The 17,181-nt window shown below is 68.7% G+C and carries 12 protein-coding genes; 8 read left to right on the top strand and 4 right to left on the bottom strand.

The window, feature by feature from the left end; genetic code table 11:
- Positions 1-38 precede the first annotated feature (38 nt).
- Together AC1RIF_RS19990 and AC1RIF_RS19985 are read left to right on the top strand one after the other, a co-directional pair.
- Positions 39-1,418, top strand: coding sequence for a S1 family peptidase (locus AC1RIF_RS19990; RefSeq protein WP_492603102.1), 1,380 nt, complete (start codon positions 39-41; stop codon positions 1,416-1,418).
- Positions 1,419-1,573: 155 nt separating this feature from the next.
- Positions 1,574-2,896, top strand: coding sequence for a S1 family peptidase (locus AC1RIF_RS19985; protein ID WP_492603101.1), 1,323 nt, complete (start codon positions 1,574-1,576; stop codon positions 2,894-2,896).
- A 72-nt stretch (positions 2,897-2,968) separates the two neighbouring features.
- Here the strand turns inward: AC1RIF_RS19985 and AC1RIF_RS19980 are convergent, their stop codons facing one another.
- Positions 2,969-3,595, bottom strand: coding sequence for a DUF8020 domain-containing protein (locus AC1RIF_RS19980; RefSeq protein WP_492603100.1), 627 nt, complete (start codon positions 3,593-3,595; stop codon positions 2,969-2,971).
- Positions 3,596-4,105: 510 nt separating this feature from the next.
- Here AC1RIF_RS19980 and AC1RIF_RS19975 point away from each other — a divergent pair.
- Both AC1RIF_RS19975 and AC1RIF_RS19970 read left to right on the top strand, forming a co-directional pair.
- Positions 4,106-7,243, top strand: a complete 3,138-nt coding sequence (locus tag AC1RIF_RS19975; protein WP_492603099.1) for a (Fe-S)-binding protein — start codon at positions 4,106-4,108, stop codon at positions 7,241-7,243.
- A gap of 246 nt (positions 7,244-7,489) precedes the next feature.
- A complete protein-coding gene (locus tag AC1RIF_RS19970; protein ID WP_492603098.1) occupies positions 7,490-8,431 on the top strand; it encodes a hypothetical protein in 942 nt (313 codons plus the stop codon).
- 88 nt (positions 8,432-8,519) lie between these two features.
- On the opposite strand, the gene AC1RIF_RS19965 is transcribed toward AC1RIF_RS19970, so the two are convergent.
- Positions 8,520-10,469, bottom strand: a complete 1,950-nt coding sequence (locus AC1RIF_RS19965; RefSeq protein ID WP_492603097.1) for a prolyl oligopeptidase family serine peptidase — start codon at positions 10,467-10,469, stop codon at positions 8,520-8,522.
- A gap of 58 nt (positions 10,470-10,527) precedes the next feature.
- Between AC1RIF_RS19965 and AC1RIF_RS19960 the strand changes: the two genes are divergently transcribed.
- The 3 genes from AC1RIF_RS19960 to AC1RIF_RS19950 all read left to right on the top strand — a co-directional run bounded on the left by AC1RIF_RS19960 (position 10,528) and on the right by AC1RIF_RS19950 (position 13,946).
- Entirely contained in the window at positions 10,528-10,938 is a 411-nt protein-coding gene (locus AC1RIF_RS19960) for a TIGR03668 family PPOX class F420-dependent oxidoreductase (RefSeq protein ID WP_492603096.1), read from the top strand.
- A gap of 169 nt (positions 10,939-11,107) precedes the next feature.
- Entirely contained in the window at positions 11,108-12,361 is a 1,254-nt protein-coding gene (locus tag AC1RIF_RS19955; protein WP_492603095.1) for a pyridoxal phosphate-dependent aminotransferase, read from the top strand.
- A 301-nt stretch (positions 12,362-12,662) separates the two neighbouring features.
- A complete protein-coding gene (locus tag AC1RIF_RS19950) occupies positions 12,663-13,946 on the top strand; it encodes a YibE/F family protein (protein WP_492603094.1) in 1,284 nt (427 codons plus the stop codon).
- A gap of 17 nt (positions 13,947-13,963) precedes the next feature.
- Here the strand turns inward: AC1RIF_RS19950 and AC1RIF_RS19945 are convergent, their stop codons facing one another.
- Complete coding sequence (locus tag AC1RIF_RS19945; RefSeq protein ID WP_492603093.1) at positions 13,964-15,160, bottom strand: DUF7159 family protein; 1,197 nt, start codon at positions 15,158-15,160, stop codon at positions 13,964-13,966.
- Between the two features lie 91 nt (positions 15,161-15,251).
- On the opposite strand from AC1RIF_RS19945, the gene AC1RIF_RS19940 reads away from it, so the two are divergent.
- Positions 15,252-15,767, top strand: coding sequence for an arsenate reductase/protein-tyrosine-phosphatase family protein (locus tag AC1RIF_RS19940; protein WP_492603092.1), 516 nt, complete (start codon positions 15,252-15,254; stop codon positions 15,765-15,767).
- Here the strand turns inward: AC1RIF_RS19940 and AC1RIF_RS19935 are convergent.
- Positions 15,735-17,165 carry a tyrosine-protein kinase domain-containing protein gene (locus tag AC1RIF_RS19935; RefSeq protein WP_492603091.1) on the bottom strand — a complete coding sequence of 477 codons (1,431 nt, stop codon included), beginning with the start codon at positions 17,163-17,165 and terminating at the stop codon, positions 15,735-15,737. The two genes, AC1RIF_RS19940 and AC1RIF_RS19935, sit on opposite strands and share 33 nt — an antisense overlap.
- Positions 17,166-17,181: the final 16 nt, after the last annotated feature.

The following is a 17,181-nucleotide window of genomic DNA, read 5'->3' as shown; positions in this document are numbered from 1 at the left end:
TTGTTGGTGGCTGATCCCGAAGACCCCGAAGGAATTCAATGCGTACCTCGCCGGCGCCGCGCGCCGCAGTCCATTCGTTGGCCCGCCGCGTCGCCGTCGCAGGATCCTCTGCGCTACTTCTCCTCGGACCATCCACCGCCGCCGCACAGGCCGCCCCCGACACCTCCCCCGCATCGTCCGTGACCCAGTTGTCCGCCGACGAACTGCCCGCCGATCTGGTCGAGGCGATCAGGCGGGACCTGAAGATCAGCCCGCAGGAGTATCTGGACCGCGCCGCCCGCGCCCAGGAACTCGGTTCGTATGCCGAGGACTTCCGCACCGAGCGCCCCGACGACTTCGCCGGGGCGTGGATGGGACTCGACGGCCACCCCGTCGTCGCCGTCACCACCACGGACGCGGCGCAGGTCGCGGCGCGCGACGGCTATCGCACGCACCTGTCGCCCGTCTCCGCCGAGGGACTCGAGAAGTCCCTCGCCGACTTCAACCGGTGGGTCACGGACCTGCCCCGCGAGATCTCGTCGCAGATCGGTGCCGCGTCGATCGACGTCCTGAACAACCGGGTCGTCGTCGACATCGCGAACAGTCCCGTCGGGCGCGCCCTCGACCTTCCGACCCACATCGCGAACGTCAAGGTCCAACTCCAGTCGTTCGGACCCGTTCCGGTCGAGCGCGCGCCGATGGGCGGTGACACCTACGTGACGTCGGCGGTGCCACTGGCCTCCGGCGGCGACAGCGAACTCGGCGTCTGCTCCTTCGGATTCAACGGTGTCGACCGAAACGGCAACGCGGTCAACATCAGCGCAGGTCACTGCGACCCGGCGCCGGGCTCCGGGGCCGGCGTGTACCTGCCGAACCGCGCGCACATCGAAGACAGCCTCGAGGTCGGTAGGTTCGCGCGGTCCGAGGTCGGGAACGCGGATGCACTCGACTACTCGCTGATCCGCATCAACGATGCCGGCATGAGGGCCGGACTCGACCGTCCTGTGGTCCGCGGCGCCGGCGGCAGCACCCTCACCGTGACCGGCACGGCCGTCCCGGTGGTGGGCGCACCGATCTGCAAGTCCGGGCAGACGTCGTCGTTCACGTGCGGCGTCGTGTCGGCCGACCGCGTCCAGGCCGAGCTACTGATGGGCGACGGCAGCGGCCGGATCGTGAGCGGCTTCGCCGGTACCGCATGCACACTCGCCGGCGACAGCGGCGGGGCGATCGTCACCGGCACGCTGGCACTGGGCATCACGAGCGGGTCCAACAGCAGCGATGCCCCGAACTGCGCCGAGGCCAATCTCGTCCTCGCCTTCGACGGCGGCACATCGAACCTCGGTATTCCGATTCGGAACGTGCTCGCCTCGGCGGATGCGTCCTCGGGCGGAGGCCTCGGAGCCGGTCTGTCGGTGCGTACCGGCCCTGCCGGCGACTGACGAACTACCGACGAGGAATTACTCGGATCGGGTGGGCACGGCAGTACCGAACCCATATAGTCGTACGCGACTCGGGGGGCATTCGCTGACGCCGGGCGCTCATCCCTGCGCACGTCTGGATCCAGGGCGCAGGGGCACACAATAGAAAGGCCCACATGCGAAGCTCGCTCGCACGTCGCGCCGCGGTGTTCGGTTCTGCCGCGCTCCTTCTCCTCGGCCCCGCGACCGCGGCCGCCCAGGCTGATCCGGCCGAATCGTCGTCCACTGCGGGCGTCTCGGATCAGGCGGCGCATCTACCGATCGAACTCGTCGACGCGCTACAGCGAGATCTCCAGCTCACACCGGACCAGTACCTCGAACGATCCGAACTCGGGCAGAAGCTCGCGGAATTCGCCGCGCTCGCCCGCTACGAGTTCCCCGACACCTTCGCGGGTGCGTGGATCGACCAGTCCGGGACTCCGATCGTCGGGCTCGCCGGCGACGGCCGCGACGCCGCGCGTGCTGCCGTCGAGCAGGCCGGGTTCACGAGCAAGGACGTCGACCGCAGCGAGATCCAGCTGCAGTCCGACCGCGCCGCGCTGAGCAAGTGGATCGACACGTTGCCGTCGGCGATCGCCGATCTCGTGCGCGGCATCACCGTGGACATCGCCGGCAACACCCTGGTGCTGCGCGCCGACGATGCCGCGGGCGACCTGTTCGACCTCCTGCCCCCGTTCCTGCAGGGCGCCGCCCGGATCGCACTCGGTCCCGCGCTCGGTTCGCTGCAGCCGCAGGCATCGGGTCCGGGTGCCGCCCAGTACGCGCCCGACGCCTTCCTCGGCGGCGACCCGTACGTGGCGGCCGGCGGCGGCATCGGGCTGCGTTGCTCGCTCGGATTCAACGCGATCGACCGCAACGGCGCACCCGTCAACATCAGCGCCGGACACTGCGACCCCAGCCGCGACTCCGCCGGAACGGGGACCGCATCGACGGTGTACGCGGGTGACGCATCCGGGCCCATGATCGGATCCTTCGAGAAGACCAGCCTCGACCGGCTCGACTACTCGGTGATCCGCCCCACCCCCGAATCCGCGCAGCGGTTCACGAACAACGGCGTGCGGGTTCCCGGAGCCGCACCGGTCGCCGTCACCGGCACCGCCGACCCCATCGTGGGCGCCCCCGTCTGCAAGGCAGGCAACACCTCGGGCTTCAACTGCGGAGTCGTCACCGCCACCAACCAGAACGTCAAGGTCGGTGCCCGCGTGCTCGCCGGCGGATTCGCCACCAACCTCTGCGCACTCCAGGGCGACAGCGGCGGCACCATCGTCACCGGCACCCTCGCACTCGGCATCTCGAGCGCGTCGACCGTCGGCGACTACGGCTTCTGCGAGGTCGCCGGCTTCGTCAGCTCGGTCATGGGCCAGACCCCCGAACTGTTCGCCACCCCGATCAACACGATCCTCCGCGACAACCCCGGCATGCGCCTCCGGACGTCGTAGCCGACCGAACCGAAGAGAAGGAGCCCACCTCCCCGGGGAGGTGGGCTCCTTCTCTGTCCTGCCGGGCCCCTGTCAGGCCGCGGGCGCCGGAGCGGGGTTCATCGTCTGGAACACCTGCCAGCCGTTGTAAGCGAGGACGGGGCCCGCAGCGAGGATCGTGCCGATCACGGCACCGGTGCCGGCACCCGCCGTGATGGCGGCCGGGCACGCCGCGATGGTCGACCCCGCGAGGCCGCACCCGACCACCGCACCAACGATCGTGCCGACCAAGGTGCCGACCGTGACCGCAGAGTCGACGCCTTCGGCCAACTTGTCGAGCATCGAGAGATCGATCGGCAGCGGCGGGAGAGCTGGTCCCGCGACATCGACCGGGGTGGACTTCGCCGGGTCGGTCTCGGGTGTGAGCGTCAACTGCCGTCCCTCGACCAGCGGAGCGATCGAGAACTCGCGATCACCGAGTCGGTAGGACAGCGGCAGCGCCTGCAGGACGGTGCCGGCGTCGTTGGTGATCTCGACGAACCGTCCGTCGGACGTCACGTGGAATCCACCGGCGTCGAGAACGGTGACGACCGCGCCACCGTCGATGTGTGCCTCGTACCCGACCGCGTCCTGCGCAGGCGCGGCGTACGACGTACCCGCCCCGACTCCCATTGCGGCGATCATCAGTGCCGATGTTGCGGCAAGCTTCGTGAACTTCATAAGGCTGTCATTTCCGTTCTGTGACTGCCACGAGTGGCCCCCCGACCGAATAGGTATTCGAACCCTGAAGCACTCTCGGCACACTCCCACCTGCGCAAACGAGCCGCGAGAAGCCCTCTGATTCGCGGCGAAGCATAACCCGGCAGAACTCGGAATTGTCACTAATTCATTTCGAAGAATAGATGAACAAACGTCCATATCGCTTTCGGCCCCGATCGCTTCCACGTGAGTTAGGTCTACCTACACGACGTACGTCACACCGGCACCACCTACCGTGAACCGAATCCGCCTTCGAACGACCCGGGGCCCAGCCCGCCCCGCCGCCATTCGGACCGGGCGGTCTGCGCGACTGCGGGGATTTTCGCGAGTAAAGATGCAGGAAGCCGAGCTTCGCGCTATGTTACCGACAAGTATTCCTCACAAGTTACCGGCAGGTAACTTATGGGGCGCTAGGATCTGTGGGCTGACCCCAGGCGGCACGCGTGCTGCCCCGAAACGAAAGGCATCGACATGAATGCCCTGACGATTACGTTGGGCACCGTCGGCGCGCTGCTGAGCCTTGTCTGCTGGGCCTCATTCCTGAGTGGGGCCTGGACCATGGCGAAGACCGTGCAGATCGGTCAGCCGGCGCCCGATCGCTGGCGACCCTTCTTCCCGCGCTTCAAGCAGATGATCGTCGAGTTCATCGCGCACACCCGGATGCAGAAGTTCCGCACCGTGGGCTGGGCGCACTGGCTCGTGATGATCGGCTTCCTCGGCGGCGCGCTGCTGTGGTTCGAGGCCTACGGCCAGACGTTCGATCCCACGTTCCACTGGCCGCTGTTCGGTAACACCTGGGTGTGGCACCTGTGGGACGAGATCCTGGGTATCGGCACGGTGGTCGGCATCCTGACGCTGATCGTCATCCGCCAGCTCAACCATCCGCGCATCCCGGCGCGGCTGTCCCGCTTCAGCGGCTCCAAGTTCGGACCCGCCTACTTCGTCGAGATCGTCGTCCTCATCGAGGGCCTCGGCATGATCATGGTGAAGGCCGGCCGCCTCGCGATGACCGGTCATGCCAACCCGTGGACCGACTTCTTCACGATGCAGATCGCGAAGCTGCTGCCCGCCAGCGCCGTGATGGTCTCCATCTTCGCGTTCGTCAAGCTGATGTCCGGCATGATCTGGCTGTACTTCGTCGGCCGCAACATCACGTGGGGTGTCGCCTGGCACCGTTTCTCCGCGTTCCCGAACATCTACTTCAAGCGTGAGGACGACGGCGACGTCGCGCTCGGTGCCGCGAAGCCGATGATGTCCAAGGGCCGCGCCCTGGACATGGAGAACGTCGACCCGGACACCGACACCCTGGGTGCCGGCCGGATCGAGGACTTCTCGTGGAAGGGCTGGCTGGACTTCACGACGTGTACCGAGTGCGGTCGCTGCCAGTCGCAGTGCCCCGCGTGGAACACCGGCAAGCCGCTGTCGCCGAAGCTGCTGATCATGTCGCTGCGCGACCACGGCTACACCAAGGCCCCGTACCTGCTGGCCGGTGGCCGCAAGGACATGGGTGGCGACGAGGTCGGCCTGGTCGATGCCGAGGGCAACCCGAACGAGGCCGCGCTCGCGAAGATCCCGGAGGCCGCGCGCGCCGAGGCCGAGCGGCCGCTGGTCGGTGAGTCGATCGAGGGCGAGCTGGGCGGCATCATCGACCCCGAGACGCTGTGGTCGTGCACCACGTGTGGCGCGTGCGTCGAGCAGTGCCCGGTGGACATCGAGCACGTCGACCACATCATCGACATGCGCCGCTACCAGGTGCTGATCGAGTCGGAGTTCCCGTCCGAGCTCGCGGGTCTGTTCAAGAACCTCGAGAACAAGGGCAACCCGTGGGGCCAGAACTCCAAGGACCGGCTCAACTGGATCAACGAGATGGACTTCGAGATCCCGGTCTACGGCCAGGACGCGGACTCCTTCGAGGACTACGAGTACCTGTTCTGGGTCGGCTGTGCCGGCGCCTACGAGGACCGCGCGAAGAAGACCACCAAGGCCGTCGCCGAGCTGCTCGCGACCGCCGGCGTGAAGTTCATGGTCCTCGGCGCCGAGGAGACCTGCACCGGCGACTCGGCTCGCCGCGCGGGCAACGAGTTCCTGTTCCAGCAGCTCGCGATGCAGAACATCGAGCTGCTGAACACCGTCTTCGACGGCACCCCGGACAACAAGCGCAAGATCGTCGTCACGTGTGCGCACTGCTTCAACGCGCTGGGTAACGAGTACCCGCAGGTGGGCGGCGTCTACGAGGTGGTTCACCACACGCAGCTGCTCAACCGCCTGGTGCGCGCGAAGAAGCTGGTCCCCGTCGCGAAGCTCGAAGAGGACGTCACCTATCACGACCCGTGCTACCTGGGCCGTCACAACAAGGTGTACGACGCTCCGCGTGAGCTGATGGAGGCGTCGGGCGCGAATCTCAAGGAGATGCCGCGTCACGGCGAGCGGTCCATGTGCTGTGGTGCCGGTGGTGCCCGCATGTGGATGGAGGAGCAGCTCGGTAAGCGCATCAACGTCGACCGCGTCGACGAGGCCCTCACCACCTCGCCCAAGAAGATCGCGACGGGCTGCCCGTTCTGCCGCGTCATGCTCACCGACGGCGTCACCGCCCGACAGGAGCAGGGCCAGGGCGAGGGTGTCGAGGTCGTCGACGTCGCGCAGATGATGCTCGAAACCGTCACGCGTCTCGATCCCGCGCAGCTGACCGCGAACATCAAGGTCGAGCCGCGCGAGAAGGCACCGGTCGCAGCGGCACCGGCCGCCGCGGCTCCTGCTCCCGCTCCCGAAGCTCCGGTCGCCGAGGCCGCACCTGCCGCCGAGGCCGCTCCGGCTGCTGCCGCTGCCCCGGCTGCAGGCAAGGGCCTGCAGATGAAGGGTCTGGGCAAGGCTCCGGGTGCGAAGGCGCCCGGCGGCAAGGGCCTGCAGATGAAGGGCGCCGCCAAGGCACCGGGCGCCAAGGCCGAGGCCGCTGCACCGGCTGCCGAGGCTGCGGCTCCGGCCGCCGAGGCTCCGGCCGCTCCGGTCGCGAAGCCCGGCGGACTCGGTATGAAGGGCGGGGCCAAGGCTCCCGGTGGCAAGGGCCTGCAGATGAAGGGTGCGGCCAAGGCACCCGGCGCGAAGGCTGCCGCACCGGCACCTGCCGCCGAGGCACCGGCTGCCCCCACCGCGCCGGCCGCCAAGCCCGGTGGGCTCGCCATGAAGGGTGGGGCCAAGGCTCCCGGTGGCAAGGGCCTGCAGATGAAGGGCGGGGCGAAGGCTCCGGGTGCGAAGGCTCCGGCCGCTGCACCGGCTGCCGAGGCTGCGGCTCCGATCGCCGAGGCACCTGCGGCCGCCGCACCCGAGGCACCGGCCGCACCTGCTACCGAGGCCAAGCCTGCACCGCAGGCGAAGCCGGGCGGACTGGGCTTCAAGTCCGGCGCGAAGGCACCGGGCGCCCGCAAGGCCGCCCCCGCCGCCGCTGCTGCTCCGGCACCGGCCGCTCCGGCTGCCGAGCCCGCTGCGGAACCCGAACAGCCTGTCGAGGCGCCCGCGCCGAAGCAGGAGGAATCGACGCCGCCCCCGCCGCAGGCCAAGCCCGGCGCGCTCGGCTTCAAGGCCGGCGCCAAGGCACCGGGCCGCAAGAAGTAGTCGCCTGACCACAGCGCCCCCACCGTTCGCGGTGGGGGCGCTGTCGTTTCCTGCGCTCCCCCGCCTCCGGTTGCCGCAGTGTTTGTGCGAGTACCGCACGGCGATTCCGTACCGACAACCCTTGCGACAGCGCGACAACCCCTGCGGCAAAACGTGTTGTCCCCAGCTCTCCCGTTGTCCACAACCCCGTTCGGAAGCGGTGTACGCCGAGCTTCGGTCGACGGAGCCGCCAGCCAGGATGTCGCCATGGATCCACGCATCATCCGCCGCGCCGAAGCGCTGCAGCGCGGCGCGGCCGACTGGAATCTGCAGCATTTGTGCCGGAACGGTTCCTGGCACCGACTCCGGCGCAGCGCCTACGTTTCGGCGGAGACCTTCGCAGTGTTGAGTGCGCGTGAACGCCACCGCCTACGTTCCGTCGCCACGCTCGACGCCGCGTCGCCGGACGCGGTGCTGAGCCACCAGTCGGCGGCGATCGTGCACGGCATCGACATGTGGAACACCCCGCTGTCCACCGTCCACCTCACTCGCAACCGCCAGTCCGGCGGCAGTCGCACCGCGCTTCGACACGTGCACTGCACGTCGCTGCTCCCCGGCGAGTCGACGCGGATGGACGGCCTGCGGGTGACCACGGCCGCGCGCACGATTGTGGACCTGATACGAACGCTGCCGTTCGAGCAGGGCGTCGTCGCGGGCGATCACGCACTCCGTTCGGGACTGTGCTCATCCGCTGATCTCGCTGCCACGGATCCCCGAACCTCCCGGCGCACGGTTGCCGGCGTTCTCCGACTGCTCGACGGACGATCCGAGTCCGTCGGCGAATCGCGGAGTCGGGTGCTGATGATCCGCGAGCAACTCCCGATCCCGGACTGCCAGCCGACGCTCTACTCGGCCGACGGAAGCTTCCTGGGTCGGGTCGACTTCCTGTTCACCGAGCAGGGCGTCGTCGGAGAATTCGACGGGCGGTCGAAGTACGGCCGTCTCGCTCCCGACGGCCGGGTCCCCGAAGACGTGGTGTGGGCGGAGAAGTTGCGTGAGGATGCGATCCGCGGCGCCGGATGGGAAGTGGTGCGCTGGGTGTGGGACGAACTGGCGACACCTCGCGTCGTCGTCGAGCGCATCCTCGCGGCCGTCGATCGCGCCCGCCGGCAACCGCAGGGACGTGTCGAACCCACGTTGCGCCCGTGACGTCGCAGGGGTTGTGTGAGCGCCGCACGGCTTGTCAGCAGTGCATCGGCCTGCGGGATTCCCACAACCTTTGCGGCGACACCCGACCCTACGGCCGCCACAGCTCCAACCGCGCCACGCCCGGGGTCTCGAAGCCGAGGACCTGTCCGTAGAACGACAGCTCCGCTTCGCGCGCGCTGACGATCGTCTCGAGTTTCCGGAATCCGTGGGACTCTCCCTCGTAGGCGAGGTACGCGTGGGGGATCCCCTTGTACAGCAGCGCACTCCGGAACCGCTCGGCCTGCGACGGCGGGACGATCGGATCGGACAGGCCCTGCAGCAGCAGAACCGGGCAGGAGAGCCCGTCGACGTTGTTGACCGGCGCGCGTTGCGCGTACAGGTCGGCGGACTCCGGTAGCGGTCCGATGAGGCCGTCGATGTAGCGGGACTCGAAGTCGTGGGTCTCCTTCACGAACTCGACCAGTTCGGCGACGCCGTAATACGAGACACCACAAGCGAACACGTCGGACGTGGTCAGGGCGGACAGCACGGTCCAACCGCCCGCGGAGCCACCCTCGATCGCGAGGCGCGCGGGATCGGCCAGACCGGCGTCGGCGAGCCCACGCACGGCGGCAACGGTGTCCTCGACGTCGACGACACCCCACTGTCCGCGGAGCCGGTTGCGGTACTCGCGGCCGTACCCGCTCGAGCCGCCGTAGTTGACGTCGACGACGCCGATGCCGCGGCTCGTGAAGTAGGCGTAGACCAGGTGCACGGCGGGTGTGACGTGCGCGGTGGGACCGCCGTGCACGAAAGCGATGTACGGCGGCAGTTCCCCTTCGGGGGCTGCGTAGTTCGGGTTCCGCGGGGCGTAGGCGATCGCGTGGACCTCGCGTTCGGGGCCTTGGAAGGTCAGGGACTGGGCCTCGGGCAGGTAGGCGATGTCCGGCAGGTCGTCGACCGACAGCCGTACGTCGGTGAGTGTGCCGCTGTCGAGGTCGAGCAGTCGCAGCCCGGATGCAATGCGAGCTCCCCCGCAGCGCAACAGGATCTGCCGTCCCTCGACGTCCGCGATCTGCACCGACGAGAAACCGTCGAGCGGGATGTCGTGGAGCGCACCGGTGGTGGGATCGAGCAGGGCGAGGGTGTCGGTGCCGACCGTGCGGGTGGTCAGCACGGTGCCGTCGCCGAGGTCGGTGTACCAGCGGGCGCCGAGCTGCCACAGCGGGGCACCGAAGTCGGCGTCCGTCGGGCAGATCGGTGTGGCGGTGCCGTCGCCGAGCGCAACGCGGTGGAGGTTCCACCAGCCGCTGCGGTCGCTGATCACGTGCAGTGTCGCGTCGTCGACCCATTCGGGCTGCAGGACGGATTCCTCGGCGCCGCCGAGCAGGACGTCGACCCGACCGGTCGCGAGCGTCAGCACACGCAGTTCGGTTCCGTCCCAGGGCATCTGCGGGTGATTCCAGGCGATCCAGGCCAGCCGGGTCCGGTCCGGGGACAATCGCGGGTAGGCGAGGAAGTCCGAGCCGCCGACGATCGACCGCACCGCGGGTGGGTTGTCCTGGGCCGATCCGTCGAGCGGCACCGCACAGATGTCGCGGAACACCGATCCGCTGACATGACGCTCCCGGACACACCACACCTCGTCGCCGACGATCGTGAGGTCGCCGTAGCGGTCCGAGGACAGTGGGGGCGACATCGGCGTGATCGGAACCGGCGCGACGTCGACGCACGGATCGAACCGGTACAGCCGCTGGTCGCTGAACTCCGCGAACACCAGCACCGAGTCGCGTGCCACCGTCCAGGCTGCGCCGCCGTATTCGTGGACCCGGGTGCGGGCATTCCACGGCACCGGCAGGACGTCGACCGGGTCACCGTCGGGTCCGCGTCGGCAGATCGCGGTCCGGCCGCTCTCGGTGGGACGCTGCTCCGACCACCACACCTGGTCGCCGACGAACCGAGCTGCGTCCACCGGGTGGCCGCCGACCGCGAGGTCGATCGCCGCGATGGGCGACGTCCACGAGCCGTAGGGGGCGACAGTCCGAGCGACAGATGTCATGCGCACACCCTAACCAGGAACATCGCGGGGGCACCGCCGCGCGACGTACCGTTTCCTCATGCCCGCGCAGCTGCCACCGCGGTTCACCGACGCCCTGATCGCCCGCATGGCGACGGTGGCCGAGGACGGCGCGCCGCACGTGGTGCCGGTGGTCTTCGCGGTGCTCGGAGGGACGATCTACACCGCAGTCGACGACAAACCCAAGAGCACCCGGCGGCTGCGCCGGCTCGCGAACATCACCGCGACTGGGCGTGTGAGCCTGATCGTCGACCACTACGAGGACGACTGGACGCGGCTGTGGTGGGTCCGGGTCGACGGCTCTGCACGGATCCTGTCCGGCGGCAGCGGCGAGGGCCGGTCCGCGATCGACGCGTTGGTCGCCAAGTATCCGCAGTACCGATCGATGCGTCCGGCCGGCCCGGTCGTGGCCGTCGACGAGGTTCGGTGGCGGGCGTGGTCGGCGTCGTGAGCCCGGCGGTGTCCGTCTCCACGTGCGCCGGCGAGCGCCACCCGGACGCATCCAGACACCCACGATCAGTGCCTCCACCAGTGCGAACACGCTCGATTCGGACGCCGCTCCGGGGTGGCCTCTCGTGGGCGGCCGATTTCCGTTTGCGCGCGAGTGGAATCATGGTTGCGTGAGCACTCCAGATTCCGTCCGCAACCGTCGGCCGCAGCGCGCTCTCGAGCAGTCCACCAAACTGCAGAACGTGCTGTACGAGATCCGCGGGCCGGTGCATGCGCACGCGGCGCGGCTGGAGTCCGAGGGGCACCGGATCCTCAAACTCAACATCGGCAATCCCGCCCCGTTCGGTTTCGAGGCGCCCGATGTGATCATGCGCGACATGATCGCGGCTCTGCCCTACGCGCAGGGCTATTCGGAGTCCAAGGGCATCCTGTCCGCGCGCCGCGCGATCGTCACGCGGTACGAACTGGTGCCCGGCTTCCCCGAGCTCGACGTCGACGACATCTACCTCGGCAACGGCGTCTCGGAACTCATCACCATGACGATGCAGGCACTGCTGGACGACGGTGACGAGGTCCTGATCCCGGCTCCGGACTACCCGTTGTGGACCGCGATGACGAGCCTGTCGGGCGGCACCCCGGTGCACTACCTGTGTGACGAGCAGAACGACTGGAACCCGGACATCGCGGACATCGAGTCGAAGATCACCGAGAAGACCAAGGCGCTGCTGGTCATCAACCCGAACAACCCGACGGGCGCCGTCTACTCGGCTGAGGTGCTCTCGCAGCTCGTCGACCTGGCCCGCAGGCACCAGCTGCTGCTGCTGTCGGACGAGATCTACGACAAGATCCTCTACGACGACGCCAAGCACATCTCGCTGGCCACGCTGGCGCCCGACATGCTGTGCCTGACGTTCAACGGCCTGTCCAAGGCGTACCGCGTCGCGGGCTACCGCTCCGGCTGGGTCGCCATCACCGGCCCGAAGGACCACGCGGCCGGCTTCCTCGAGGGCCTGGATCTGCTGGCGTCCACGCGCCTGTGCCCCAACGTCCCCGGTCAGCACGCCATCCAGGTGGCGCTCGGCGGGCACCAGAGCATCGAGGACCTGATCCTGCCGGGCGGCCGCCTGCTCGAGCAGCGTGACGTCGCGTGGGAGCGGCTCAACATGATTCCGGGCGTCTCGTGCGTCAAGCCGCGCGGCGCGCTGTACGCGTTCCCCCGGCTGGACCCGAACGTGTACGAGATCCACGACGACGAGAAGCTCGTGCAGGACCTGCTGCTGCAGGAGAAGATCCTGATGGTCCAGGGCACCGGCTTCAACTGGCCCGATCACGACCACCTGCGCATCGTGACGTTGCCGTGGGCGCGGGATCTCGCGGTGGCGATCGAGCGGTTCGGCAACTTCCTGTCCGGCTACAAGCAGTAGCTATCCAAACCTGTCGGTCGGCTTGATCCAGGTGCGTTCGAAACGTCGGAAGCACCTGCATCCGAACGTGATCCACATCGCCGTGTGATGCCCCGACACGCTGTGCCACCCCAACCCTGCGGGATCGCCGCGATATGGGTAGATTGACCGATTGGCACCTCCGAGTGCCCGTTAAGCGCCTCGTCTTGCCCCTCCCCCCCTGGGCGACGAGGTACCGGTGGCGGGGACGACCCCCCCTGCTCCCCGCCACCGTCGCTTCGCACCAGCACCGCTAGCCTGATGCGGTGCAGAGGCCCCTCCGATGACATCCGACGCCCGTCACGGCCACGGCCACGGCCACTTCGAGGGCCCGGTTCCGGTGGGCCCGACCGCTGCCCGTGTCGTAGTCGGACTCCTCGTCGCGATCGCCGTCGCCGTCGTCGCGGCAGCCGCGATCCTGTGGCCGGGCAAGCAGCACATCGAGATCCCGCTGCCGTTCCAGAACGCGGGTGGTGGAGCCGTCACCACCGAGGCCGGTACCGTCGTCGCCCAGGACATCGCACCGTGCGGCAGCCCGTCTGCGGGCAAGGCGTTTCCGGGTGAACCCACACCTCCCCCGACCGGTAGTTCGTTCGACTGCCGCCGCAGCGTGGTGACGATCGACTCCGGCCCCAACGAGGGGACGCGCACGCTCCTCGAGATCGTGCCCGGTCCGGGGCAACCGAATCTGAGCGTCGGTGGGCACATCCGGCTTGTCCGACAGACGGATTCGTCCGGCACCCCGATCTACTCGTTCAACGACTACGCGCGTGGGCTGCCCTTGTTACTCGTCGTCGCAGCGTTCGCGGTCGCGATCATCGCGGTTGCCCGGTGGCGGGGCGCACGCGCGCTGCTCGGACTCGGGATCACCTTCGGCGTTCTCGTCGTCTTCACCCTGCCGGCATTGCTCGACGGAAAGCCGGCGATGCCCGTCGCTCTCGTGTCGGGCGCGGCGATCCTGTACGCCGTGCTGTACCTGGCGCACGGCGTCAATCTGCGCACCAGCGCAGCCCTGCTCGGCACACTGGCTTCGATGCTCGTGGCAGCCGTGCTGTCCGCCGTCGCGATTCGGATGACGCATCTGACCGGGCTGTCCGAGGAACAGAACACCGACGTACAGGCCTACATCCAGCAGGTCAGCATCACCGGACTCCTCCTGGCCGGCTTCATCATCGGCTCGCTCGGTGTGCTGAACGACGTCACGATCACGCAGGCGTCGGCAGCCTTCGAGATCGCTTCGATGGACGAGACCGCTTCCAGACGAACCATCTTCACCTCCGCGATGCGGGTGGGACGCGACCACATCGCGAGCACGGTCTACACGCTGGTGCTGGCGTACGCCGGCGGTGCACTTCCCCTGCTGCTGCTGTTCAGCGTCGCGGGCGGACCCGTCAGCGACGTCCTGACCGGTGACGCCGTGGCGATCGAGATCGTCCGCTCGTCGGTCGGCGGCATCGCGCTCGCACTCTCGGTCCCCCTCACGACCGGGATCGCGGCACTCCTTGCCCGCCCCCGACCGGCCGGTCCGTCACCGCGGCGACGTGCGGGTGGGCGGCACGCCCGCTGATCGCCGCGACGTCGGAGTCACGGAAGGGGCAGCAGGGGCTGCAGGGGTGCCAGATCCACCGGCGGCACCGGCAACTGTGGGAGCTGCGGCAGCGACGGAATCGGTGGCAGCGACGGAAGCTCGGGTAGCTCCGGGATCTCCCACCAGCGTGGCGGATCGGCCGGACGAGGCTGGACCTGCGCGCGCGGTGCCGAGGCACCCCCGCCGCCACCGACCGGCTGCGACGCGCCCGGCTCGGGCGGCGGCGTCGTCGGCGCCTCGGACGGCGGCGTGGACGACGGAAGCGAGGTCGGGGCGGTCGTCGAAGAACTCGACGGTACCGAGGTCTTGGTGTCGGCGGTGGCCGCGGCGTCCGATCCGAAAAGCGAACCGCCGTATCCCAGCCCGAAGCCCACAGCGGCGATGACGACGAGCGCGGCTCCTGCGATACCGGCGCCGCTGATCTGACGCCGCGAGACCGCACGCCGGTGCCGCCCACGCGCGGTGGACGGTCGCGGCTGCACCGGTCGGATCACCGATACCGGGCTCGCGAGCAACGCGGCACCCCGGGCAGCCGCCAGTTCCGGCGCGTCCGGTACCACGATCGGCAGACCGAGCCTCCGCTCGAGCACGTCCCGCACCGCCGGGAGCCGGGCCCCACCGCCGAGAAGCACGACGGCGTCCGGCCTGTGCCCGGACTGCACGATCAGTTCGATCATCAGGTCTGCCGAGCGCTCGATCGCGGGAACCGCGACGCCGTCGAATGTTTCACGTGGCAGTCGGATCAGGTCGTCGCCGCGCAGGGCTCCGGTGCGCTCCGCTGCCGCGACCGCGCCGGTCCATCGGTCGACCACGCTGACGGTCAGTCCCGAACTGCCGAGGTCGTAGAGCACCACCGTCCGGAACCCCGCCGTACCGTCGGTGCGCCGCAGCTCCTCGAGCACCGCGGTCGCCTCGGGCACGAGGCGAAAGCCTGTGACACCCTGCCGTCGCATCGCGGCGTCGAGCGCAGCGGCCTGGGCCTCGTCGCCGTAGGAGACACCGACTCCGACCGCGGATCCCGACTCGGCAGCATCCGCGAGGATCACGCCGACCGTCTGCGCCGCCAGCTCCTCGGCGACATGCCCACCCACCTCGATCGCCTGATGTTCGAACTCGCCGGATCCATCCGAGGAGTCGGACCGCACCAGACGAACGAAGCCGGTCCCCACCGACACTCCCAGAACCCCACCCATGAGCCGCCTTCGATCGTGGTCGCCAACGGTCGACGCGCGAGCCGCGTGCTGGACGAGCCGAGTCTATACAGCCGCGCCTAGACTCACCCCCATGCAATTGCTGTTCGTCTGCACCGGCAACATCTGCCGGTCCCCCAGCGCAGAGCGGCTCACCGCCGCCTGGTCGGCCCGCACCGGACGGACCGATCTCACCGCATCCAGCGCCGGGACCCGCGCTGTCGTCGGCGGCCCCATGGAACCGACAGCAGCACAGGTCCTTTCGAATCTCGGCGGTACCGCCGACGGATTCGTGGCACGCCAGTTGAACCCCGCGATCGCGGGGACCGCCGATCTGATCCTGACGATGACCGAATCCCACCGCGATGCAGTGCTGCGCATGGCACCCCGTCAACTCAAGCGCACGTTCACGCTGCTCGAGGCGGCCCATCTGGCGCGAGCGACCGGGACGGCGACCGTCGCCGAACTCGCGTCGGTCCGAGGCACGGTTTCCCGACCCGACGACGCCGACGTCCCCGACCCGATCGGCCGGAGCGCGATCGTGTTCGGGGACATCGGCAGCCAGATCGACCAGGCCCTACTCGACCTTCTGCCCCGCCTGCGCCACTAGCGGCGCGGGTTCGACCTTCGCCGCGGCCGCTTCCACCTTCTGCACCGGCGCATCCGAGTCGTAGTAGTACTTGTATTCGTACGCCCCCTTCCCCTTTGCCGGCGTCATCGTCAGGATCGTGCCGAGGACGGTCGCGCCCACGCTGCGCAGGTTGCCGATCGCCCGCGAGACCTGTTCACGCTTGGTCTGTCCGTGCTTCACCACGACCAGTGCGCCGTCCACCTTCACGGCCAACACTGCCGCATCGGTCACCGGCAGGAGCGGAGAGGCGTCGATGATGACGAAATCGAAACGCGAACGTAGATCGGAGAGCAACTTCTCGGCATGCGTGGAACCGAGCAACTCGCTCGGATTCGGCGGCAACGGACCGGATGCGAGGACCGAGACGTTCGGGAACGGCGTGGACTGCAGCACGTCGTCGATGTCGGCCTGCCCGGCCAGCACGGTGCTCATCCCGACCGACCCGATCAGATCGAGGTACTTCGCGATTCGCGGGCGACGCAGATCCGCGTCGACGAGGACCACCGAATAGCCTGCCTCCGCAATCGCGAGCGACAAGTTGATCGCCGTCGTCGTCTTACCCTCCCCGGGAAGCGAACTGGTGATCGCGATGACACGGGGCGGGTTGTCGACCTCGAGGAACTGCAGATTCGTGCGCAGCTCACGGAACGCCTCGGCGCTGCCCGAGTACCCGTCCTGGAACGCGATGGCGGCCTTCTCTTCCCGGTCCTTGTCGAACGGCACCGTACCCACCAGGCCGACGCCGGCAAGCTCATCGAGCACCTCGCGGGTCTTCACGGTGTTGTCGAGGCGGTCGCGCACGACGGCGAGGGCGATGCCGATCAACAAGCCGATCAGGAAGCCGAGCCCGAGGTTGCGCTTCACCTTCGGACTGATCGGCTCAGCGGGCACCTTGGCCGCCTCGACGACACTCGCCTTGGCCACGGGCGTTCCCCCGCGCGTGTCCGACTCCAGGCTCTCGATGGTGGAGGTCAGCGCGACGGCCACGGCATCGGCCAGGTCTCGCGCGAGGACCGGATCGGTGTCGGTGACGGTGACGTCGAAGAGCACCGTGTTGACCACCGGAGTGGCTTTGACCCTGGCGGCCAGATCGGAAGGCGCGATGTCCAATCCGAGTGCGCCGATAGCCTTCTCCACGACCTCCTGTCCCGTCGCCAGCTTCGCGTAGGACGTCACGCGCTGCTGGGAGAACTGCGCACCCTGCATGGCCTCCATCACCGACGACCCACTGGTGGAGACGAACAGTCGGGCCTTGGCCGCATACACCGGCGTCGCGACGAGCGATGCGACGAGCGCCGCAACCACCGCCACTGCTGTGACCGCCACGATTATCCGCCACCGTGCCAACACGATACGGACGTAGTCTTGAATCTCCACCCCACACACTCCTGTC

Source organism: Prescottella sp. GW823-FHT02E09 (assembly GCF_058797375.1).
The sequence above is the reverse complement of the archived record's forward strand: the minus strand, read 5'-3'. Positions and strand labels throughout refer to the sequence as shown.